We start from the raw sequence: 22,359 nt of genomic DNA on the forward strand, positions 1-22,359 counted from the left end.
GCATGCCGAATTGCTTGACGATGGCTCGATCGAGATCGCATTCGCATACCACAATGGCGACGAGGCCATTCTCAAGGCAAATCCAGAGACTTCTTCAACAGCCTGCTAGTCGTCGGGGGACGCATCGGATTAACCGCGGCCGAGCTGCCGCTTCAGGTAACTGTTGGCGTGTGGATCGGCATAATGGAACAGCGCCGTCGCCCGCACAGCGCCTTCATCGACAGGCTCATTCGTGTGAATGCTGCGGTAACCCCAGAAGAGATAGAGATTGCCGGGAACCAACGACACATGCTTCACGCCCTTTCCGCCGGATGCGCGACTGCGCAGGATCCGCTGGGTGAGCGCATTGTCGAGGATCGCTTTGTCGGCGAGATTGAAGAGGTAATTCGATCGGATTCCACGGGTATTGGGGATAATCAAGAAGTCGCCGCGCTTGCCGAATTTCGGGATTTCGATCGGTAGAAGTGCCGTGATCGCGTAGGAATCGTAGTGAAATATCAAGGAATGTTCCGTGACGCTTTTACCCGTGAGGCAGCGAAGAATCTGATAGAATTTAACGTCAGGCGCTGGCCGGCCTAGACCGATGGAATAGAGGCGGGAAAAGAGGGCCTTGAATTCCGGGGAATTGCCGAGGTCGTCGAGGCCTGATCCAGCGAGCTCATCGCTTTTCAGCGAAATCGTCTGGCGACCCTCGCGCGTGATCGTGGTGGAGACAAAATTTTGCATCTGGCTGAGATCTTCGGCTGCCAGGAAGTCGGGAGCGCAAAAAATTCCGTCTTTGTTGATTTCATGAGCGATGCCACGAACATCCCCATCCGATAGCGCAGACAGCCACTGTTTGGCATTGCTGAGATAAGACATGGCAGGCTCCGTAGCAGCACGCGATTCTGTCTTGGAACACATCAGGAAACACCAGGGTCAGGCGATCAACAGGATCACTCGGAAAACGAGCTGACTTGGCTGAAATTGCCCTGCTCCCGCTATTGACGCCATCCGGCGACAACGGAGCGGGCCGACGGTCGAGGCTCAATCGACCCTTCCGATGCGCAGACGCCGTCTGGGCAAAGCCGGCATGTGATCGTCCTGGTTTCCTTCCAACAGCAGCGGAGAGGTCATCCGCTCCGGATCAAGCAACCGCCACTCTCTTTCAAGCCGCAGCCTGATGGATATCCAGATGTCGCTCGTCATAACTCACCCTTCGATCAAGATAAAATCCGTCATTCCCAAAGAATCGACCTACGGTGATTTCCGCTTAAACTCGGACCACACCATGTAGAAGATACCTGCGAAATAGCCAGCTTGCATCAAAAGAAAGCACAGCGAAGTATAAACCAACGAATTCAGGAAATCCCCTTGGTAATCATATGTAATTATACCAAAGACAATCGAAGCAATGGTCATCTGCGCCAACGCTGCTGGCGCCATCGATTTCACCGATTTTCTCAAGAGCAAGCTCATGCGCGCCACTCGCTTCGCTGGCCTTCCTAATGTGCATCAACACCCCATTCAGGCCATTGATGGTTCAAGGCCTCACCGCGTCCGCCCTTCGAAGAGACAAAACGAGAATGCGGTTCCGCTTCGGAATTGGAAGCGAACAGCAAATCGCACCGGGAAGGAAGAAACTCTTTGTGATGATGCGCTACGCCCAATGACGTAAACTCGCGCCGAAGTCTGGACCGTGCCGGACAACCCAGACGCCGACAGGAGCCTGTTTTTCATGGCCAATGATTTGCCTGCTTTGCCGGATTAATGGAGATCGTCACGGATGCAGGCCTTGAAGTGTCCTTTCCCCCCTTCCCTGAGTGGCGGCACGACGCTCGCACAGGCTTCAATCGCAACCGGGCAACGAGTCCGGAAGACGCAGCCGCTTGGGGGATTGGCGGGACTTGGGATATCCCCTTTGAGTATCTGCCGGTTCGCATGCCGTGAAGGGTCGGGCGACGGAACAGCCGAAAGCAGGGCGCGCGTATAAGGATGCTGCGGACTGGCATAAAGCTCGCGGCTCGGCGCCATCTCCATGATCCGCCCGAGATAGAGCACGATCACCGTATCGGCGACATATTCGACCACCGCGAGATCGTGGGCGATGAACAGCATGGTCAGGCCGAGCCGCGTCTGCAGGTCGCGCAGCAGGTTGACGATCTGCGCCTGGATCGACACGTCGAGCGCCGACACCGGTTCATCGGCGACGATCAGCTCGGGCGCAAGCGTCAACGCCCGGGCGATGCCGATGCGCTGACGCTGGCCGCCGGAAAACTCGTGCGGGTAGCGGGAAATCGCATCTGGCGGCAGATCTACCGAGGCGAGGGCCTGGGCAGCTTTTGCGGCCCGCTCCGATCTGCTGCCGATCCGCTGGATATCCAGCCCTTCCGTGAGGATTTCGCCGATCGTCATCCGCGGCGAGAGGCTGGCGAAGGGATCCTGGAAAATATACTGGACCCGCGCATGCAGGCCGCGGAGCTCGCGGCGCGTCAGGCTCGTCGTTTCCGAGCCTTCAAAACGGATACTGCCGGAGGTGGGTTCGATCAGTTGCGCGACCATGCGGCCGATGGTGGTCTTGCCGCTGCCGGATTCTCCAACCAGGCCGACGACTTCGCCGCGCTTGATGTTGAAGGAGACATCCTGGACGGCGCGGACGACCGGTCCGCGGGCAAATGCCACCGGGGCAAAATCCTTGCCCAGCCGGCTTACTTCGAGGAGAAATTCCTGTGACATCGTTCAGATCTCCTGCCATCGGATGCAGCGGCTGAACTGTCCCTCGCCGGCGTCTGCCAGCGCCGGGTAGGCTTCCGAACAGGCCTCTATGCGGTAGGGACAGCGGGGAGCGAAAGGACAGCCTGACGGCAGGTCCATGAGGCTCGGAACCGACCCTGCGATGGTCGGCAGCGGGGTGCCCGCCTCCCTGAGAAGCGTCGCGGTTCCAAGCTGCGGCACCGAGCGCATCAGCCCCTTGGTATAGGGATGACGCGGATGGGAGAAGACCCGCGCCACGCTACCGGTCTCGACAAGCGAACCGGCATACATGACGGCCACGCGGTCGGCGATCTCGGCAACGACCCCAAGATTGTGGGTGACGAACAACATGCCCATGCCGCGTTCCTTCTGCAGCCGACCGAGCAGGTCGAGGATCTGCGCCTGGATGGTGACATCGAGGGCCGTCGTGGGCTCGTCGGCAATCAGCAGCGTCGGGTTGCATGCGAGTGCCATGGCAATGGTCGCTCGCTGCCGCATGCCGCCGGAGAGTTCGTGCGGATATTGCCCGGCACGTCGGCGCGGATCGGGAATGCCGACATCCTCCAGCCGCTGGATGGCGTCCGACAAGGCCTCCCGATGGGATTTGCCCATATGGATGCGGATCGGCTCGGCAATCTGTTCACCGATCGTAAAAACCGGATTGAGGCTGGTCAGCGGCTCTTGAAAGACGATACCGATATCATTGCCGCGCACCCGGCGCAGGGTGTCGCCGCCAATAGTCTGCAGTTCGACGACTTCGCCCGTCTTGCGCTTCAACCGGAGCGTACCCGCAGCGATCCGGCCCACGCCACGCGGCAGAAGACCCATGATCGACAAACTCGTCACCGACTTCCCCGAGCCGGATTCGCCCACCAGCGCCACGGTTTCTCCCGTCGCCACGGCAAGGCTGAGGTCCCGCACGGCGACGATTTCCCGATCGCCGATGCGGAACACCGTCTTGAGCCCGGAAATTTCGAGGATCGGCTCAGCGCTCATCGTCAATCCAGAAGCCCGGTTTGCCGCAGGATGCCGTCGATGACGGCCGCCTCTTCGTCGTTCAGGGATCGCTGCGGACGCGCCATGACATTGGTGTCGATAACCCCAAGCCTGCGCATGGCGGTCTTGAAGGCCCCCACTCCGGCCGAGCCCGCACTGGTCCGGCCCAAGCTGACCCAGACCATTTCGAAAAGCCGGCACAGCCGTTCCTGCTCCAGCCGCGCACCGGCAAAATCGCCCGCCTGGCAGAGGTTCCACAAGCGGACATAACCGTGCGGATCGACATTCCCGAGGCCCGGCACGATGCCGTGCGCACCCATGTTCACCACGCTGTCGGCGACGATCTCGGATCCTGTCATGACGAAGAAATCGGGAAGATCGGCCGTGTCTGCCATGACATAACGAAGATTGCCGTCATCGCCGCTCGAATCCTTGACGCCCGCGATCGTGCCTTCGCGGGCAAGCGTCACGGTGGTCCGGCGTTCGAGCTTGGTGTGGACGCAGACAGGGATGTCGTAGGCGATGACCGGTATGTCGATCGCCTCCCGGATATAGCGGAAGTGATCGATGGTTTCGGCCTGGTTTGTCCGGGCATAGAACGGCGCCGTGACGACAACCGCGTCGGCGCCCGCCGACTGCGCCACCTTTGCATGGGCGATCACGCGCTCGGTTGTCGGGTCGATCACGCCGACCAGGACGGGCACGCGGCCGCGCACCTGCTCGACCGCATGTTCGATGATGCGGCGGCGCGTGGCTTCGTCATGGAACACCACTTCGCTGGTCGAGCCGAGAACGAACAGCCCATGCACACCGCCATCGAGCAGGTGGTCTATGACGCGCGTGAAGGAAGGATAATCCACCTCGAAAGTCATGGTGAGCGGAGTGACGACGGGCGGAATGACGCCGGTAAAGTGGGGCATGTGCAACCTTTCACTTGAGTTCGGAGCGCGGATCGAAGGCATCGCGAAGCCCATCGCCCACGAAGTTGATGGCAAGAACGGTCACGACGAGCGCGCCGCCCGGAAACATCCATTGCCAGGGATAATTTTCGAGCACATGCGTGGCGCGGGCAGCGTTCAGCATATTGCCCCAGCTCGCTTCCGGGGGCGTGACCCCAAGACCCAGGAATGAGAGACCGGCCTCCAGCAGGATCCCATTTGCCACCTGCAGGGTGGCGTAGACCACGAGAATATCGATCGTATTGGGCAAACCATGCCGGATCAGCAGGTGCCAGAGCCCTGCGCCCATGCCCCGGGACGCCACGACGAAGTCACGTTCGCGCAGCTCCAGCAGCCGGGCCCGGACCATGCGGGAGAGAACCGGCCACGACAGCAGAGAAATCACGAAGATCGTGGGGACTATGCCGCTGCCGACGATGGAGGCGAGGACCAGAAGGAAAATGACCGGCGGCAAGGTCATTGCGAGATCGACGAACCGCATCGTGGCACCATCCACGAAACGTCCGGCAAAGCCGGCGATGGCTCCGATGAAGAAACCGAGGAACGTGGAGATCGCCATCGATACCGTCGCCACCAGCAGCGAGATCCGTCCGCCCTGCAGCAGCCGCGCCATGATATCCCGCCCCACCCCGTCGCTGCCGAGCCAATGGGCCGACGACGGCCCCTGGTTCATCGCCAAAAGGTCGATGTCGTTGGGCTTGTGGAGCCACCAGAGATCGTAAGTGAGGGTCAGGACAAGGATCGGGATGAGGATGGCCAAGCCGACCACAGCCGCACCGTTCTCGAAAAAGCGGGAAAGTGCGCGTCGGATGGGACCGGCGGAGCTGGCATGTGTCAAGCTCGCCATCTTATGCCACCTTGATGCGCGGATCGACAGCGGCATAGGCGATGTCGGTCAGCAGGTTGACCAGGATGACGCAGGCGCCAGTCAGCAGCGTAGCGCACATGATGACCGGGTAATCGCGCCGGACGACGGCATTGACCATCAGCAGACCCATGCCGGGCCAGTCGAACACGCTCTCGATGAAGATCGCGCCCCCGATGGCGATGCCGATCGTGGAGCCGATCAGGGTGATCACCGGCAGCAGGGCGTTGCGGACGGCATGTTTAACGATGACCCAGAATTCCCGGACGCCCTTGGCGCGCGCCGTGCGCACATAGTCCTGCGACAGCACTTCGAGCAGCGACGAGCGCATGTAGCGCATGATCAGGGCGCCATGACCGATTGAAAGCAGGGTGGCGGGCAGGATGAGGTGGGCCAGCAGGTCACCGACGGAGAAAGGCGCCCCCGGCGTCAGCATGCCGCCGGCCGGCACCCAGCGCAGATTGACCGCAAATACGTAGAGGCCCAGCAGGGCGGTGAGGAAAGCCGGACTTGAAATTCCCACGAACGCCGCCGTCGAAAGTGAAAGATCGGCCAGCTTGTTGCGGCGGACGGCCGCAAAGATGCCGGTTGAGATGCCGACGACCGCGGCGATGACAAGCCCACTGAACATCAGCAGGATCGTCGGGCCAATGCGGCTGAGGACAAGCGGCAGCACTCCCTCGCCATTATACTGGATGGAATAGCCGAAATCCCCCATCAGCGCCGCGCCCAGCCAGGCGAAATATTGCACCGGCAGCGGCCGCTCGAGACCGAGCCGGGTGCGAAGCATCTCGAGATCGGACGCGGAAATGGGGACAGACGGATTGACATAGGCGTCGATCGGATCGCCGGGCGTCAGCCGCAGCAACGTGAAGATGAGAACCGTCAGGGCCAGCAGCATCAGCAGGCCGACAGCCGTACGGCGAAGGATGTATTGCAGCATGTTTTCACCAACAGGGTCCGCAGGGGATGCGGTCGGGCTTGTTCACCAGACCGCATCCCGGCTCACGGGCACATCAAGGAGCGAGATCCCATTTTTCCGGATGGGAGACGTAGGGGCCACCGCCTGGAGCGGGCGTCCAGAAGAAGTCCTTGAGCTTGCTGGACACGACCCCGTAGCGGCTCGCCACCCACATCGGTGCCCAGGGAAGCGCAGCGTTCATTTCCTTGCAGACCTTCTGCCATCTGCCGTCGGCCTTGGCCGGGTCGGTTTCCGCCATCGCCGCATTCAACGCATCGGTCAGCGAAGGCATTTCGACGCGCATGATGTTGTTGCCGGACGGAGGTGTCTGTGCGGCATTCAGCCCGACATTGAGCGATCCCGGATTGGGGCCGTTCTGTAGCCCCGCATAGACCAGCGGAAAATCCTGCCATTTTTCGCTTCGCACGATGCCGTTGTAGCTCGGAACGTCGAGCGCGCGCGGAACCACGTTGACGCCGACCTGCGCCAGCATGGCCTGCACCGCCGCCATGACGTTGGCGACCTGCGGCGTATTGTAGTAGGTCAGCCACGGGATCGGCTTGCTGCCGTTGATCTTCTCCCAGCCCGCCTCCGCCAGCAGGGCTTTTGCCTTTTGCGGATTGTAGGCATAGTCGGCCAAATCCTTCGTAAGAAGCTGCGGCGCGACATAGCCGCAGTTGGCGAGTTTGGCGGCACCGCCGAAAAGGCTGGAGACGATGGCGTTTCGGTCGATGGCATACATGACCGCCTGACGGACGCGAAGGTCGTCCCAAATTCCGGCGCGGTGATTGAAGCCGATATAGTTCACCACGTAGGAATCGCCCTCGATGACCCGGAAACCGCCATCGCCCTTGAAGGTCTTGGCATCGTCGGGTTCGGCGAAGGTGAACTGGATCTCTCCCGCCCTGAGGGCCGCGACGGCCGCAGCCGGATTTGCGAAATAGCGGTTGATCAGGCGATCCGCCTTCGGCTTTCCGCCCCGATAGCCCTCATAGGCAGCCAATTCGACATACTGGTCGCTGACATGCTTCACGAACTTGAATGGACCGGTTCCGACCGGCTTGGTGGACCACCACGGGCTCTTGGCAATCTCCTTGACGTTCACCGACGACAATGCCTGCTGCGGCAGCATCATCACCTGCGACAGAACGGAGAGGAATGCCGAGTTCGGCTTGCTGAGCTTGACGACTGCCGTGTGCGCATCCGGCGTCTCGACCGATGCGATATCGGCAAGCCGCGCGGCAAAAATGCTGCCGCTCTCGGCATTCTTGGCAAGCTCCAGGGTGAACTTGACGTCCGCCGAGGTAAAAGGCGTGCCGTCATGCCAGTTCGTCTGGGCGAGCTTGAACGTATATGTCAGGTTGTCCTGGCCGAGGGTGAACTCTGAAGCCAGCGCGCCGGTAAGCTTCGACAAATCGGATGTGTAGATGACCAGCGGCTCGAAATAGGTGTTGAGCCAGGTAAAGCCGGCTGTGGCAGTCAGTGGGTTGAAGTTGCCCTGGAAACCACCTGGGCCCACGTCGAACCCGCCGACAATGGTCTTGCCCGTCTGCGCCTGGGCCGTCGCGGGCACCATTGCGGCAGTCGTGGCAAAAAGCAAAGCTCCCGCCGCCAGAAGGCGACCGAAATTCCGTCGATGCATGCTCTCCTCCTCTTTTATATTTCGACTATCGCTAAACCGGATCGACCTCCTCGGGCCGGTTGATCGCGATGACTTTCCGGATGCCGGAATAGTGTGCGCTCAGGCGTTTGCGGCCCGCTTCGACATCTCTCGCCGCCACGGCCTCTGCAATCTCGTGGTGATCCTGCCAGGTCGCCAGGGGCGTGGGACTTGCCAGGTTTGCGAAGCCCGAGGCTTTGTAGAAGGCGGACCAGAAGATATCGATCAGCGCGCTCAGCATCTTGTTGTTCTGGCAACGGAACAGAAGCTGATGAAATTGCTGGTCCTCCTCGGCGAAGCTTTCACCGCGCTCAGCGCGCTGGCGCATGCGATCGGTAAGGCGTCGAAGCTCGGCCACGTCATCGTCACTGATCATCTCGATGGTCTTGTCGATGAGGCCCGTCTCCAGTACGCGACGAATCTCCAGCAATTCCTCCACATCACGCAGCGACGCCTGCAGCCCATAGGCGAGATTGTCCAGAAGCGGCGCGAACGAGAATTCCTTGACGAAAACGCCAATGCCGCGCCGCGTTTCGAGGATGCCAACGGATTCCAGCGCCTTGATCGCTTCACGAACCGAATTGCGCCCCACGCCCAATTGGTGCGCCAGGAAAGTCTCCGGCGGCAGAGCCGCGCCGGCCGTCAGGTCATTGTCCTCGATATAGCTGCGCAGGCTTTCCTGCACGCTGACATGCAGAAGCGGCGGACGCTCCAGAGGTTTTATGGGCTTGGCCAATGCTGCTCCATGCACATTTCGACAATCAACATGATTGAGGTATATCGACTTGTAGGATATCTAGCAAGTCGATAAATGCAGAAAGCAGCTGAACAAGTCCGGGATCCGGCTGGGGTAAACGGGAGGTGGGTGTGGCAATCACAAAGTTCGAACGGCGGAATGACCGCTGGGGCCGCATTCGCGGAAATTGGGCAACGCTCCTGCTGCCGATCAATGAAGACGATTCAATCGATTTCCCGCGTCTGGCCGACGCGATCGACCGACTGATTGCCGCCAAGGTGGACGGCATCTACTCGAACGGCACCGCCGGCGAATTCCACAATCAGACAGAAGCGGAGTTCGACCAGATTCAACAATTGTTGGCAGACCGCTGCAGCCCCGCGGCGATGCCATTCGTCATCGGTGCGTGTCAGCCCGATCCCCGCATATCTCTGGACCGGGTGCGCCGGGCGGCGGCGCTCGAACCGGAGGCAATCCAGGTGATCCTTCCCGACTGGTGGCCGGTGACGGCCTCGGAGGCGACCGATTTTCTGCAGATGGCCGCTGACGCTGCCGGCCCGGTTCCGCTGGTGCTCTACCAGCCGCCGCATGCCAAGCGCGTCTTTACCCCGGAGGAACTGGCGGCAATCCTTGCGGGCGTGCCGCAGGTCGTGGGCATCAAGCTTGGGGATGGAGATGCATCCTGGTACGATCAGGCCCGCAAGCATCTCGATGCGTGGGGAATTTATGTCCCGGGGCATCATCTTGCGACAGGCGTCCAGCAGGACGTTGCAGTCGGGGCATTCTCCAACGTTGCCTGCCTGAGCCCGTCCGGTGCACAGCGGTGGACCGCGTCGATGGCCGACGATATCGACCGGTCGCTTGATATCGAGCAGCGGCTGCGCACCTTCCTGGATGACCACATAGCGCCCTTTGCCAGGGTGCACGGATATTCCAACGCCGCGTTGGACAAGCTCCTGGCCGCGATCGGGGGATGGGCGGAGATCGGCACCCGGCTGCGTCGGCCTTATCGCTGGATTGATCCATCGGTCGTTTCCACACTGCGTGAGAAGGCCAGGATCGCCCTTCCCGAGATCATGCTCTAAAACGTCGAGGTGGCATCGTGACACGACCCAACATCCTGATGATCATGACGGACCAGCAGCGTCGGGATACGCTCGGCATCTATGGCTGCGACTGGATTCCGACACCTCACCTCGACCGTCTAGGTGAAGCCGGAGCAGTATTCGAGCACTGCACGGTCGACAACCCGATCTGCACCCCTTCCCGGGCGAGCATCTTCACCGGCAAACCCGTGCCGGATCATGCGGTCCAGCGGGTGCATGACAACCTGCCGCCGGACGAAGTGCTGTTCACCGAACGGCTGCGGCAGGAGGCTAGTTATCGGACCGCACTTTTCGGCAAGCTGCATGTCAGCAGCCGCATTCAGGAAGAACGGCAACGTCATCCACATGACGGTTTCGATATCTACGAATGGTGCCTCGAGCCATCGGTTTCGATCGGCAGCCCCTTCAACGGTTATGCGGCCTGGCTTCGCGAGACGGCGCCGGATTTCCTCGCTGCCCTCCAGCGCAACGGCCGAAAGGAACTTCATCACCCCGAGGCGCAACACATGAGCAAGTGGGCGGCAGACCGGACTATTGCCTTCATCCAGTCGATGAAAGCAGAGAGGCAGCCCTTCTTTTGCCTGATGAGCCTGTTCGACCCTCACGACCCCTATGAGGATTACCCCCTCGCCTTCGTAAATTGCATAGATGCGGCGAAGATTCCGGAGCCGGTGGTTTCGCGCACGATACAACCCGGATGCGTCCGCCGGGAGCAGCAGGGTTCCTATCTCGGACGTTTCTCAGACTTCTCTGCGGAGGAGATCCGCAGGATTCGTCTCGGTTATGCCGCTTCCATAACCTTTCTCGATAAGCAGGTCGGCCGCGTTCTGGCGGCGCTGGACGAAGCGGGGATGACCGACGACACGCTGGTCTTATTCCTATCCGACCATGGCGATCAGCTTGGCGATCACGGGCTCTTCGTCAAGGGAGTTGCACTCTACGAACCTACCGTCGGAGTGCCGCTGCTGCTGCGTTGGCCGGGCCACGTCAACGCCGGCACCCGATGCACCGCGCTTGCGCAAGGTCGCGACGTGGCGGCCACGTGCCTCGCAGCAGCAGGCCTCGATACGCAATCCTGCCCGGAAAGCGAGGATCTGGTGGCCATGGCATCGCGGAACGCGACGCGGCGCAGCAGCGCGATCTGCGCCTACCGCAATTCCGGTGTCAACGACAGCGGTAGTTTCTGGGACCCGCCGATGCGGGCAACCATGGCCCGGGACCAGCGCTTCAAGCTGACACTCTATACGAGTGGAGGATCGAGCGAGCGGGAGCTGTTCGACCTTCAGACCGACCCGCAGGAGACCATCAATCTTTCCGGGGATCCTGCCTACGCCCCGACCGAACTCATGCTGCTTGGCGAAATCGCCGCGTTCCTGCAGGCGGAAGCCGCCGGCGCAGCACCGCGCGCGACATCGTCCCTTCCCAATGCGGCTCAGCGGATGCAGAACAGGATTAAGTAGGTCACCACACAATTCGGCTCCTCACCAACCAGACAAGACCACAGACCAGGATCAGGATCATCACCGCGTGTATGACGTAATCGAGCGTCGTCTGTGGGCCGACGCCGACCGCGATGGTGAATGCGCCGACGAGCGTGCCCAGCAGAGCCAGGGACTGCGCGGAAATTGCCGCCACGCGGCTCCAGGGCCGGCGGAGTCTGACGGATAACAACCCGAGCAGCAGGATCGCTGCGATCACGGCTTCGGCGATCATTGCTTGCCTGTGCTCATGACCCTCGACGAGGAGGCCCGCGTGAGTCAGCGATGCAATCGCGTAGAGACACGTTTCGGCGAGAAAAAGCATTGCGGCGGTGGCAACCATGGAACCATCCTCACTGGCTCCGCCCACGAGCGAGCGAAGCGTAACCACGAACCGTTGCTTTACGTTCTTCGAACGAGGCCACGGTATCGATGTCGTCGAAACCGTCGGGTGCACGGGCCTCGATCATGTCGATGACCCCTTCGGGACCGCCCAGGCGGTTGGAGAGAACGATTTGCGACGTGACCGGCCGCCGTTCGGCATCGTAGCGGGAAAGGGCCGCCTCGATACCGTCCCCGGATTGGAGATGCCGTGCCAGGCAGCGTGCATCGAGGATTGCCTGGCTCGCTCCGTTGGAACCGACCGGATACATGGCATGGGCGGCATCGCCGAGCAGCGTGACCCGCTCGAACGACCAGCGGGGCAAGGGATCCCGATCGCAATTCGGGTATTCGTAGAAATTTTCGGTGGCCTGGATGATGGAGGCAGGATCAACGAAATCGAGGTGAAAACGGTCACGCACGAAGGGCAACACCTCGTCCGACAGGCCGGACCGGCTCCAGTCCTCGCGGCGTAGCGGCGATGTGCCGGGCTCGCCCACCTTGGCCATCACGGCCCAGTTCGTCAGCCGCATTTCAGGCTCCGCAGGATCCGCTCCGATCGGATAATAGACGAATTTTGCGAAATTGCCGCCTGATATCACCATCGTCCGGCCATCGCGCCAGATCGGCCAGCGTGTGGCGCCGCGCCATAACATGATCCCGCTCCAGATCGGCGGCCCTTCATCGGGATAGAGCTGCGCCCGGATCGCGGAATGGATGCCGTCGGCGCCGATCAGCAGATCCCCGCGGGCCGTGCCGCGCCATCCATCCGTTCCGCTGAAATGAACCGCGACCCCATCTTCGGTCTGCTCGAAGCCCTCCACCCGGCAACCCATTCTGATGACGTCGGGTCCGAGACGAGCGATCACCGCCCTATGGATCACGCCGAGCAGCTTGCCGCGATGGATGCTGACCTGCGGCGCCTCTTGACCGGCGTCCAGGCCGCGCAATTCCTGCCACACGACCTGACCGAAACGGTTGGTATAAATCAGTTCCCGCACACGGATCCCTGCAGCGTCGAGGCCGGCCTGCAGTCCGAGATCGGCCAGCACCGCCACGGCATGCGACAGCATGTTGATGCCGACCCCGAGTTCACGAACCTCGCCGACGCGTTCGAAGATCTCGACCTCGATCCCGGCTTCGTGGAGTTGAAGCGCGGTCGTCAATCCGCCGATGCCGGCGCCTGCGATGAGAGCTTTCATGACTGGTCCTTTCTCGTTTGCGGGACGAGCGGCAGGATGTAAGCCGCGACGATCTATTGCGGCGTCACTCGTCTCCTGTATTCGAGCTGCATGGCCACGAAATCGGCCGTGTTTTCCCGATAGCGGTCGGCGATGGCCTTCAGCGTATCGTCCAGCGCCTCCGCCGGCTTGCTGCCCAGCGGCGCTGCCGGCACGCGCGTTGTCGACGCGCTCACCTTGTCGGGGATGATGCGGATGCCGTTGCGGCTCTCCACCGCATCCGCGCTGGCTGCGAAGGTCATCACGCGCGAGCGGTAGGTCCGCGACCAGGCGTCCGCGACAAGCGCAAGCGACACCTCGTCCACGCCTTTCGACAGTTCGATGCCGAGCGTTTCGCGGCGCCAGAAGGCGAGCGAATTGCCGATCGCCGTCAATGCGAAAGGACGCGTGAACGTGAAGGCGCCGCTGTCGTGTCGCGCATCCCAATTCGCGAGGCCCAGATCGGCGGCGACAGCCTCGGCTTTCTCCCGCCCGGCGATCGCCTCAATCAGCGTCAGCGACATCGGCATGGAGGCACTGATCCCCGTCGTCGTCGCAACGCGACCGTCAACGAGGAAGCGGCGGTCGGCGACATGGCGGATGCTCGGATGTTCCTTCAGCATGGCGTCCAGCGAATACCAGTGGGTCGTCGCTTTCCGGCCGTCGAGAAGGCCGGTGGCAGCAACCACTTTGGCACCGACGCAGACGCCGACGATCAGCGCGCCTTTTTCCGCCTGGCTCCTGATCCAGCGCAATGCCGCCGGATCGTCCTCGCGGATCATCGCCGGGACGATGATGTAATCGGCGCCTTCCGGATGCTGGGCATCGAAATCCGCGATCGTCGCCTGCGGCTCGACCTTCAACGCCGGATAGAGAACCATCGGCCCGGGCTGTGTCGCCAGCGCCACGACATCAGCGACATCAGCGCGGTGCAGGATACCGTAGGGCATCAGGTAATCGGTGATCTCCGTCCCGTCGTTGATGCCGACGATCGCGATCACCGGGCGGACGCGTTTGGACGGCTTCAAAGCCTCGATTGTGGCGCGTGTCTCCTCGCCGGGAATAGGCTTGACGGTCCCGGCCGAGGACGCAGACGGCAGAGAGACTATCCAGCCCCCGGCGACCACCAGGAAGACCGCAGCAAGCCCAAACCCGCCTGTAAGAACAAACCGCCACGTCATGATAGTTTCGCCCGATCGATCGGTTGCCCTGTTTGCAGGGAAAGTTACCGCTGCTATCGTCTGACTGAAATGACATTAATCGGGCAAAAACTGCCATGGCTCGCACAGTTGCTCTTGTCGTGCATCCGGGTTTCCAGCTTCTCGATACGGCGGGGCCGACGTCGGCTTTCGAGATGGCGGAGCGATTCCGGCCGGGCAGTTACGACCTGATCCTGATGGCGCCGGGTGGCGGCGAGATCGAGAGTTCGTCGGGCCTCAAGCTGTCGGCTGCCCCGCTCCGGGATGGGCCTTTCGACACGGTGATGATCTCGGGCGGCGAGATCATCCGCTCCATGGAGGCCGTGCGCGAAATTCTCGAATGGCTGAAACGCACGAGCGCAAGGCGCGTGACGAGTGTGTGTTCCGGGGCCTATCTGCTCGCCGAAGCCGGGCTCCTCGATGGACGTCGGGCCACGACGCATTGGGGCAGTTCGCACGACTTTTCTCGCCGCTACCCGAAGATAGAGCTCGATGCGGAGCGTATCTATATCCAGGACGGTCATGTCTGGACGTCAGCCGGAATATCTGCCGGCATCGACCTGGCGCTTGCCCTTATCGAAGACGATCTGGGCGCGGATATCGCGCGCAGAACCGCCCAACAGCTCGTCGTTCATCAACGCCGGCCCGGTGGCCAGTCCCAGTTTTCAGCGCTTGTCGATCTTGGAGGGCACACGGGCAGGTTCTCGACCTTGATCGGCTGGATGCGCGAGCATCTGGCCGACCAGCTGACCGTCGAGCGCCTCGCCGACCAGGCCGCAATGAGCCCGCGCAACTTTGCACGGGCGTTTGCAGCCGAAACCGGCACAACGCCGGCCAAGGCCGTCGAGCGCCTGCGTCTCGAAACGGCGCGGATGGCGGTCGAGACCGGCCACCTGCCGCTCGAACACATTGCCGAGGCTTCCGGTTTTGGCGACGCCGGCCGAATGCGGCGGGCGTTCCTGAGAAGCCTGGGGCAGCCTCCGCAAGCGCTCAGGCGCGGCTACAGATAGTCGGTCAAGTGCGCGCCTAGAACTCCTGCCAGTCGTTGTTGACCGCAGCGGCCGAGGAGCCGCCGGAGAAGGCGGTGGCAACCCTGCGGGCCAGATTGCGGGCCGGCGAGGCAGCCGGCGTGTCGCGGCGATCGGCCTGACGCGGAACGTGGCGCTGACCGGGCAGCTTGAACTGGGCCAGCAGTTCGTTGAGCGATGCAGCATCCCGGGCGAGACCATGGCTTGCGGCGGTCGATTCCTCGACCATCGCGGCATTCTTCTGGGTATCCTGGTCCATCTGGTTGACGGCCGTGTTGATCTGCTGAAGGCCCGAAGACTGTTCCTGGGCTGACTCCACGATCGCGTTGACGTGCCGGTTGATCTCCTGCACTTCCGAAACGATCGTTACCAGCGCCTGTCCGGTCTGGCCCACCAGCTGCACCCCGGCGTTGACCTGCTCGTTCGACGTCGTGATCAGCGCCTTGATCTCCTTGGCGGCCTTGGCGGAACGCTGGGCGAGTTCGCGCACTTCCTGGGCAACGACTGCAAAACCCTTGCCTGCATCGCCCGCACGGGCCGCTTCGACGCCGGCGTTGAGTGCCAGAAGATTGGTCTGGAAGGCGATATCGTCGATGACGCCAATGATGTTGGAAATCTCGCCTGAGGACTTCTCGATCTGTTCCATCGCCTTGACGGCACGCTGGACGACCTCGCCGGAGTTTTCGGCGCCGCTGCGGGTGCGGGCAACCAGCGCGCCGGCCTCCTGAGCGCGCTTGGTGGCGTCCTTCACGGTAGTGGTGATTTCTTCGAGAGCTGCGGCGGTTTCCTCGACGGAAGCTGCCTGCTGCTCGGTGCGCTTGGCCAGATCGTCGGCGGCCGCCTTGATCTCCGCCGAACCGGCCTGGATGCTGCGGGCATTCTCCGCCACCTGCTCCAGGGCCGTCTGCAGCTTTGTGGCCGAGACGTTGAAATCGTTGCGGACACCGTCCAACGTCGCGGTGAACTGCTTTTCGATGCGATAGGAGACGTTACCATCGGACAGATGGCTCAGGCCCTCTGCCAGGTTGTCGACGGCAAACTTGATCTCGGCGGCTTCGCGCGTCTTCTGGGCTTCGCGCTCCATGCGGTCGCGCTCCGACAGGCCACGATTGTCTTCAGCTTCCCGTTCCAGGCGAGCACGCTCCAGAGCGTTGTCGCGGAAGATGGCGACGGCCTTGGCCATCTCGCCGATTTCGTCCTTGCGGTCGAGGCCGTCGATGGCAGCTTCCGTCTGGCTGGCGGCCAGCGAAGCCATGCGCTCACGCAGGCGGGCCATCGGCGCGGTGATGCCCTTATGAGCGATGGTCATGGACAGAACGGTGGCGATCGCGATGCCTAAAAGCATGCCGCAGATCGCATAGGTGATTGTGCTGGAGACCGATTGGCTCAACGTCTTGGCGCCATTGTTGAGGATTTCGGCCATGGCGCCGTTATTGGCGCCGAATTTCGGCGAGAGATCGACGATGGCCTGGTCGAGCTTGGCGGAAAGGGTACGGACCTTTTCCTGGTCGCCTGCGGTATGGGCCTTGAGAAGATCGTCACCGACTGCCTTCAGCGCATCCGCACCGGCAAGCAGTTCGTCGATCGCAGCCTTGCGACTCGGCACCAGCGCCGGGATCTGGGTCAACCGGTCACGGGCGCCGGCAAATTCCTTGGAAAACCGGCCGGAAAGATCCTGGAACGCCGCGCTTGCCGGGTCCTGGGCCAGCGCGCGGCTCAGCCATGTCGTCGCGGTCCACATGCCGGCAGCGCCGCGGGGTCCGAAGGTCGCCGCGTTACTTTCCTTCTGCAGGAAGCCGGAATAAGCCTCGTTGGCGGCGCTGAACCTGCTGGTGACATACATCAGGCCTGCAAGGGAAATGACCGCGAGGATGGCAATCGCCATCAGAAATTTTGTTTTAATCTTTAAGTTCTTGAGCATCAGATACCTCAAAAAACGCTGAAACAGCGACAGTGCATCGAAACGTGAAAAATGCCGGAGCCGTGCCGGACGGTGCACATCATGCGCATGGTGATCGAACTTGATCCTCCGTTTTTCATAAGCGCTTTTTCATAATAAAATCTTACTCTTGCCGCAGCGCATCAAAGGCACATTCGAACTTTCAGGTGGTTTTCACCACTGCTTAACCAAAGGCTGCAGAAGGCAATCTTGTTTGTTGCGACGCACAATGGACTGCCTTTAATTGGAGGCGGACCATCGTCTCGGTTCCCCGTCAAACCCGGCAAATTGATATGAAATCAACTATCCATAATCAAAGGACTTCAACGTGAATTTTTCACGCCGCAACATCATGACGCTTTCAGCGGCCGCCCTGGCAACCACCTTCCCGAAAATGGCATCCGCGCAAGCGATCGGCTTTACGCCGAGCCCGATCTACCCCGATCCGGCTATCCAAATCCTCGATCCGAGCTTTGCGAAATATCGCATCGCCAGCAGCTCGCTCGAACAGGTCGCCACCGGCGCTCGCTGGCTGGAAGGCCCGGTCTGGTTCGGCGACGGGCGCTATCTGCTCGTCAGCGACATTCCGAACAATCGGGTCATGCGCTATGACGAAGCCAATGAGAGCTGGAGCGTCTACAACGCCAACTCCAACTATGCCAACGGCCACGCCCGCGACCGCCAGGGCCGTTTGCTTTCCTGCGAACATCTGACGCGCCGGGTCACCCGCACCGAATATGACGGATCGATCACCGTGCTCGCGGACAACTACAACGGCAAGAAGCTCAACTCCCCGAACGATATCGTCTGCAAATCGGACGGCTCCATCTGGTTCACTGATCCGCCCTTCGGCATTGCCGGCGAGTGGGAAGGAGACAAGGCAACAGCGGAACTGCCGCATTCGGTCTATCGCATCTCGCCGGACGGCAAGCTTGGCCTCGTCACCGATGAGCTGAAAGGCCCGAACGGCCTTGCATTTTCGCCGGATGAAAAGAAGCTCTACATCGTTGAAGGCCGCGCATCGCCATTCCGCATAATCTGGAGCTACGATGTCGGCGCGAACGGCGTGAAGCTTTCGAACAAGACGGCGCTGGTGACGGCCGACGACAACGGGGGTCTCGATGGCTTCAAGATCGATGTCGATGGCAATCTCTGGTGCGGCTGGGGATCGAACGGCGCTGCAGGCGCCAGGCCCGAAGATCTGAACGGCGTCAAGATATTCAACCCGGCCGGCAAGGCGATCGGCTTCATCAAGCTTCCGGAGCGGTGCCCGAACCTTGTCTTCGGCGGCCCGAAGAAGAACCGCCTCTATATGGCGAGCAGCCATTCGGTCTACGCGATCTACGTCGAAACCCGCGGCGCCGTTTAATCACCGCGACGAAATCCGAAGCGGCCGGTCGTCAGATCCGGCCGTTTTCGTGGCCGTCGATGCGCCGCGATTTCTACTCCGTCTTTCCGGCGGAAAGCCCAAAAAACTCTTTTCTGTATCCCGCCGACAGCGGTCGGAGCTTCGTCAAATTCTTGAGAATCCGGACAGGCTGTTTGAGAACGTTCCTGTTCAGGAAATACATATGGATCAGGCTGGGCGCCTTGCTGTGCGATCCCTTATGGGCGACACGATAAACTGCACCTCGGAATGGCAGGGCATTCAAGGGCGTTCCGCGTTCGGCCAAAACCGATTCTATGCGGACATGGCTGCCGAGCATGTCCTTGATCCATTGGAGTGAAACGTCTTCCGCCTTGGATGGCAGTCCGTAGAGGTCCGAACGGATGATCAGCGACGTTCCGCAATAGTGGTTGAACTGGTCGCGGCACAACAGAATGCTGCCGCCGTCGTCCCAGATATAGCCCTTGTCAATCGTCCAGCCGTTCTCGTTCTGGTGCCGGGCGGCGTATTCGGTAATTCGGGCGCTGACAAAATCGTCGTCGTCGACGATCATGAAGAAGCGACAATCGCGGGCCGTGAGCATGCCCGCAAGCACGCGGCGGCCTTTGTCGGCGCGGAATGAATCGAGAAAATCCTCTTCCGTGGCATCGCCGCGCTCGTGGATGTCGTTCGGCGGAAAGTCCACCCATGCCACCGAGAACTTGTCCGGCAGGACCGGAAGATCGGCGCCCCTGTTGGCGACAATCACGCCCCGCCAGTCAGGATTGGTCTGGTTGGCGATGGACGCCACCGTCTGCGTCAGATTTCGCTTCAGAATGCTCCAGTCACGTGCGTTGTCCTGGTGCCTGACGGGAATGATAAAGGTGATAACACTCATGACAGCCTCCGGTCGTTGATCTCAGGCGCGATCATGCCGCGACACCCGCCTGTTCTCTTGCCCATCTGATGCCGTCGTCGAGCGAAGTCGCCTTGTAGGAAAGATCGGTGCCTCCTGAAAAAGCATTCATGAAACGCCGGATTTTGCCGTAATTGTTGTCGAGCACCGCATGGCGGCGGCCGATGAGAAGCGAGCAGATATGCACATGCAGGCGGTCTGTCACGATGGCCCCGCCTCGGGAAATCTGCCGTATGCCGCGCTGGAAGCGGTTGTTGGCCGCGGCGTCCAGCTTACGCAGCCGCATTTCGGAAGGGGTGAAATGCAGCAGTGCCGAGGCTGCTCCGAGCGCTTTCGCAACTCGTACCTTCGACCGGCTCTCGGTAATCCAATCCTCCTTCGGGATGTCCGGATAGGCGGAAAAGTCAACGGTCCCGACCTGCTCCTTGTCCTGGCGGAGCATCGCAAGCACGGGAAATTCCGGCGCAGCGGGCTCTATGCTGCCGATGCAGAAGGCCATGTCCGGGCACAGATAGACCTGGCAATCAAAATTTTCCTTGGCAAACTGAAACGATTCCTCGTCGCGCACCAGCAGCACGAAATTCCTGTGCTTGCCGATCGCGCGCTTGCTTTGCTCCAGCCGCTCCGGAGACTTGTAGTGAATCGACTGCGGAAACTGGACGATCTGGCGATCGGGAAACAGCTCCATCACGCGCTCCCGGAAATCTTGGTGAAACACCCATATATCACCGAAATTGCCGCCCCCATGGATGAAGATCGGACCGTTCGGGGCAGAGCTTTTGAGTTCATCCGGTGAAAAATCGTCGGTCGTGCAGACGTAGGAAGGCCGCTTTGCGTAGCGCTGCTGCAAATAGGCCATTTCTCCCAGCCAGATCGCGGAATCTCCGCAATTCCTGATATCGGGAAAGTCCAGTATCGCTATCGGTTCATCAGGGCGGATGAACTCCTTAAGGCAATCGTGGGTCCTGTCCTGAAGCTTGGCGATAAGCTCGGATTGCTGAACGGGTGACATTACGCCTCTCTTTCAAAAGTTAGAACAACAAGTCCCGCGATCAGGCGTGACTGACTTTGGACAACACCTTGGAAGCGATCTTTCTGACTTCAGTCTCCGGGCCATTTGGACGATCCATAACCAGCCAGAGAAAGAGGCTGGAACCGCAATAGAGAACGCCTCCAAGGCAAATAAGGGCGGCAAGTTGTAGAACAAGTCCGGTATGCGTGGTCTCAATTCCCATGTAGCGATCAGCGAGCGACACGCCGGCAGCCATGACCGCCGAGCTGGCAAGCGCTCTGAAATTTGCCCATAGCTGGGCGGTGACCGAGACATTTATGAAGCGCTTCACGATCACCATGTTCACAAACGCGCTGAAGAGGCCGGTGAGCACCCGGCTGAATATCAGCCCCGGAAGCCCCCAGAACACCAGGCCGATCGTGATCACCGGGATCCGGACAAGAAGCATCTGCGCGTCGCGGATGAACAGGTTCCGGGTTTGCCCCAGCGCCATGCCGAGAGGCTGATTGAGAGATCCCAGTGTCTGCAGCGCATAAACAGAGGCCAGCGCCTGGATGATGAAAATCACCGGAAGCCATTTTTCACCAAGCACCAGCCTGACCAGGGGATCTGCGATGACCGCCATCCCTATGCCGGCGGGTAACGCGACCGCCGTCAGCAAGGCCTGCGTTCGCTGATAGGCTGCGGCGAGACGCGCAGGATCATGGCGGACATTGGCAAACGCCGGGTAGATGGTGGCGGTCAGAGGCGCCGTCGCTTCGCGCGTGGGCGTCATCGCGAGCTGCCCGCCAAGCGAATAATATCCAAGGGCCGAGCCCGTCAGCAGCTTACCGATCAGCAGGTAATCGAAACGCCAATTGAGGGTGTTGACGATCTGCCCGGCGGTAATCCAGATCGAGAACGAAAAGAATTCGCGCATATGGGAAAAGGTGACCCGGGGGCGGAACGGCAGGATAAAATAGGATGCCACAACGTTGGTGACCTGCATCACCAGCGTGCCGACCACCAGCGCCCAATAGGTTTGATAGATGACGGCGATGGCGACGGTCGCCACAAATCCGGCAATCTTCTGGGCAACGTTCAGCACGAATTCCTGCCAGAAAATCAGCTCCCGCTGGAGCATGATCCGTCGCGGATTGGCGAACCCGTTTATGAGGAGGCTAAGGCTCAAAACAAGAAGGACGCCGAAAAGGCGCGGCTCGTCATAGATGAGGGAAGCCGGATAGGCGAAGGCGGCGAATAGGACGCACAATATCAGACCGCGCGTTGCAGCCAGTGTCCATGCGGCGCTGAAATGGGATTCCCCGGGAGCCTCGTGGCGGATGAGGGCCTCGTTCAAGGAAAGCTCGGTTATCGTCGTCACGATGGCGAGCATCGTCGTCGCAAGCGCAACCAAGCCAAAATCCGACGGCAAGAGATACCACGCCAGAACGATGGTGCTGAGGGTCGACAACCCGTTGACGATGATCCTCGAGAGGGAGACCCAGAGACTTCCCGTTACCAGGCGATCAGCAATGCTCATGGCCGACCTCTTCGCAACAAATACCGATCGTATGTGAGCGACATCATTCCATAGCTACCCTTTTTCGTGGAGTTTCGGCCCCTTTTCAAGCCGCGAGAAGGCTGTGCCGTCTTGCCGCAAGCGCGGGTTTCGCGCACATGATGCGTGAGATCTCCTTGCCGCATTCGAAGGGCGGGCTATCTGCTGGACACTTCGGTCATCGAGTTCTCCATGCAATTTTTCCCTTGTCGTTTACCTCGTTCAGCAGCGCGATCCGGAAGCCATGGCCAAGGCTTAAGACCG

The 22,359-nt window shown here is 60.8% G+C and carries 20 protein-coding genes; 4 read left to right on the top strand and 16 right to left on the bottom strand.

Annotated features, from left to right (window positions below):
• Positions 1-129: 129 nt before the first annotated feature.
• From MOV63_RS18990 to MOV63_RS19030, 9 genes are all read right to left on the bottom strand, one after another.
• Positions 130-861 carry a hypothetical protein gene (locus MOV63_RS18990; RefSeq protein WP_247035758.1) on the bottom strand — a complete coding sequence of 244 codons (732 nt, stop codon included), beginning with the start codon at positions 859-861 and terminating at the stop codon, positions 130-132.
• A 165-nt stretch (positions 862-1,026) separates the two neighbouring features.
• Positions 1,027-1,188 carry a hypothetical protein gene (locus tag MOV63_RS18995; RefSeq protein WP_157885335.1) on the bottom strand — a complete coding sequence of 54 codons (162 nt, stop codon included), beginning with the start codon at positions 1,186-1,188 and terminating at the stop codon, positions 1,027-1,029.
• Between the two features lie 558 nt (positions 1,189-1,746).
• Positions 1,747-2,715 (bottom strand): ABC transporter ATP-binding protein, encoded by a 969-nt coding sequence (locus MOV63_RS19000; RefSeq protein ID WP_247035760.1) that lies wholly within the window; start codon positions 2,713-2,715, stop codon positions 1,747-1,749.
• Between the two features lie 3 nt (positions 2,716-2,718).
• Positions 2,719-3,729: an ABC transporter ATP-binding protein gene (locus MOV63_RS19005; RefSeq protein WP_247035762.1), complete on the bottom strand. Its 1,011-nt coding sequence runs from the start codon at positions 3,727-3,729 to the stop codon at positions 2,719-2,721.
• A gap of 2 nt (positions 3,730-3,731) precedes the next feature.
• Positions 3,732-4,649 (bottom strand): dihydrodipicolinate synthase family protein, encoded by a 918-nt coding sequence (locus MOV63_RS19010; RefSeq protein ID WP_247035764.1) that lies wholly within the window; start codon positions 4,647-4,649, stop codon positions 3,732-3,734.
• A gap of 10 nt (positions 4,650-4,659) precedes the next feature.
• The gene (locus MOV63_RS19015) at positions 4,660-5,571 is read right to left on the bottom strand and encodes an ABC transporter permease (RefSeq protein WP_247035766.1); all 912 of its coding nucleotides are present in this window, start codon (positions 5,569-5,571) and stop codon (positions 4,660-4,662) included.
• On the bottom strand, positions 5,537-6,496 hold the full coding sequence (locus MOV63_RS19020; RefSeq protein WP_247035768.1) for an ABC transporter permease: 960 nt from the start codon (positions 6,494-6,496) through the stop codon (positions 5,537-5,539). Before MOV63_RS19020 ends, MOV63_RS19015 begins: the two co-directional genes overlap by 35 nt.
• 73 nt (positions 6,497-6,569) lie before the next feature.
• Positions 6,570-8,156, bottom strand: a complete 1,587-nt coding sequence (locus tag MOV63_RS19025; RefSeq protein ID WP_405029354.1) for an ABC transporter substrate-binding protein — start codon at positions 8,154-8,156, stop codon at positions 6,570-6,572.
• A gap of 31 nt (positions 8,157-8,187) precedes the next feature.
• Positions 8,188-8,910, bottom strand: coding sequence for a FadR/GntR family transcriptional regulator (locus tag MOV63_RS19030; RefSeq protein WP_040125455.1), 723 nt, complete (start codon positions 8,908-8,910; stop codon positions 8,188-8,190).
• A gap of 131 nt (positions 8,911-9,041) precedes the next feature.
• On the opposite strand from MOV63_RS19030, the gene MOV63_RS19035 reads away from it, so the two are divergent.
• Positions 9,042-9,995 (top strand): dihydrodipicolinate synthase family protein, encoded by a 954-nt coding sequence (locus MOV63_RS19035; RefSeq protein WP_247035778.1) that lies wholly within the window; start codon positions 9,042-9,044, stop codon positions 9,993-9,995.
• Positions 9,996-10,012: 17 nt separating this feature from the next.
• Complete coding sequence (locus tag MOV63_RS19040) at positions 10,013-11,476, top strand: sulfatase (RefSeq protein ID WP_247035780.1); 1,464 nt, start codon at positions 10,013-10,015, stop codon at positions 11,474-11,476.
• Position 11,477: 1 nt separating this feature from the next.
• Here the strand turns inward: MOV63_RS19040 and MOV63_RS19045 are convergent, their stop codons facing one another.
• From MOV63_RS19045 to MOV63_RS19055, 3 genes are read right to left on the bottom strand one after another with little or no spacing between them, the layout of a single operon-like run.
• Positions 11,478-11,837 (bottom strand): hypothetical protein, encoded by a 360-nt coding sequence (locus tag MOV63_RS19045; protein ID WP_247035782.1) that lies wholly within the window; start codon positions 11,835-11,837, stop codon positions 11,478-11,480.
• Between the two features lie 10 nt (positions 11,838-11,847).
• The gene (locus MOV63_RS19050) at positions 11,848-13,077 is read right to left on the bottom strand and encodes a flavin-dependent oxidoreductase (protein WP_247035783.1); all 1,230 of its coding nucleotides are present in this window, start codon (positions 13,075-13,077) and stop codon (positions 11,848-11,850) included.
• 53 nt (positions 13,078-13,130) lie between these two features.
• Positions 13,131-14,276 carry a DJ-1/PfpI family protein gene (locus MOV63_RS19055; RefSeq protein WP_247035791.1) on the bottom strand — a complete coding sequence of 382 codons (1,146 nt, stop codon included), beginning with the start codon at positions 14,274-14,276 and terminating at the stop codon, positions 13,131-13,133.
• A gap of 95 nt (positions 14,277-14,371) precedes the next feature.
• On the opposite strand from MOV63_RS19055, the gene MOV63_RS19060 reads away from it, so the two are divergent.
• The gene (locus tag MOV63_RS19060) at positions 14,372-15,304 is read left to right on the top strand and encodes a GlxA family transcriptional regulator (RefSeq protein ID WP_247035793.1); all 933 of its coding nucleotides are present in this window, start codon (positions 14,372-14,374) and stop codon (positions 15,302-15,304) included.
• A gap of 16 nt (positions 15,305-15,320) precedes the next feature.
• Here MOV63_RS19060 and MOV63_RS19065 read toward each other — a convergent pair whose 3' ends face one another.
• The gene (locus MOV63_RS19065) at positions 15,321-17,243 is read right to left on the bottom strand and encodes a methyl-accepting chemotaxis protein (protein ID WP_247035795.1); all 1,923 of its coding nucleotides are present in this window, start codon (positions 17,241-17,243) and stop codon (positions 15,321-15,323) included.
• Positions 17,244-17,589: 346 nt separating this feature from the next.
• Here MOV63_RS19065 and MOV63_RS19070 point away from each other — a divergent pair, with 346 nt between their 5' ends.
• A complete protein-coding gene (locus MOV63_RS19070) occupies positions 17,590-18,630 on the top strand; it encodes an SMP-30/gluconolactonase/LRE family protein (RefSeq protein ID WP_247035797.1) in 1,041 nt (346 codons plus the stop codon).
• A 73-nt stretch (positions 18,631-18,703) separates the two neighbouring features.
• Here the strand turns inward: MOV63_RS19070 and MOV63_RS19075 are convergent, their stop codons facing one another.
• From MOV63_RS19075 to MOV63_RS19085, 3 genes are read right to left on the bottom strand one after another with little or no spacing between them, the layout of a single operon-like run.
• A complete protein-coding gene (locus tag MOV63_RS19075) occupies positions 18,704-19,525 on the bottom strand; it encodes a galactosyl transferase (protein WP_247035799.1) in 822 nt (273 codons plus the stop codon).
• Positions 19,526-19,556: 31 nt separating this feature from the next.
• Complete coding sequence (locus tag MOV63_RS19080) at positions 19,557-20,555, bottom strand: polysaccharide pyruvyl transferase family protein (RefSeq protein ID WP_247035801.1); 999 nt, start codon at positions 20,553-20,555, stop codon at positions 19,557-19,559.
• Positions 20,556-20,595: 40 nt separating this feature from the next.
• A complete protein-coding gene (locus MOV63_RS19085) occupies positions 20,596-22,077 on the bottom strand; it encodes a lipopolysaccharide biosynthesis protein (protein WP_247035803.1) in 1,482 nt (493 codons plus the stop codon).
• Between the last annotated feature and the right edge of the window lie 282 nt (positions 22,078-22,359).

Source organism: Neorhizobium sp. SHOUNA12A, assembly GCF_023006505.1.
Lineage (GTDB): Bacteria > Pseudomonadota > Alphaproteobacteria > Rhizobiales > Rhizobiaceae > Neorhizobium.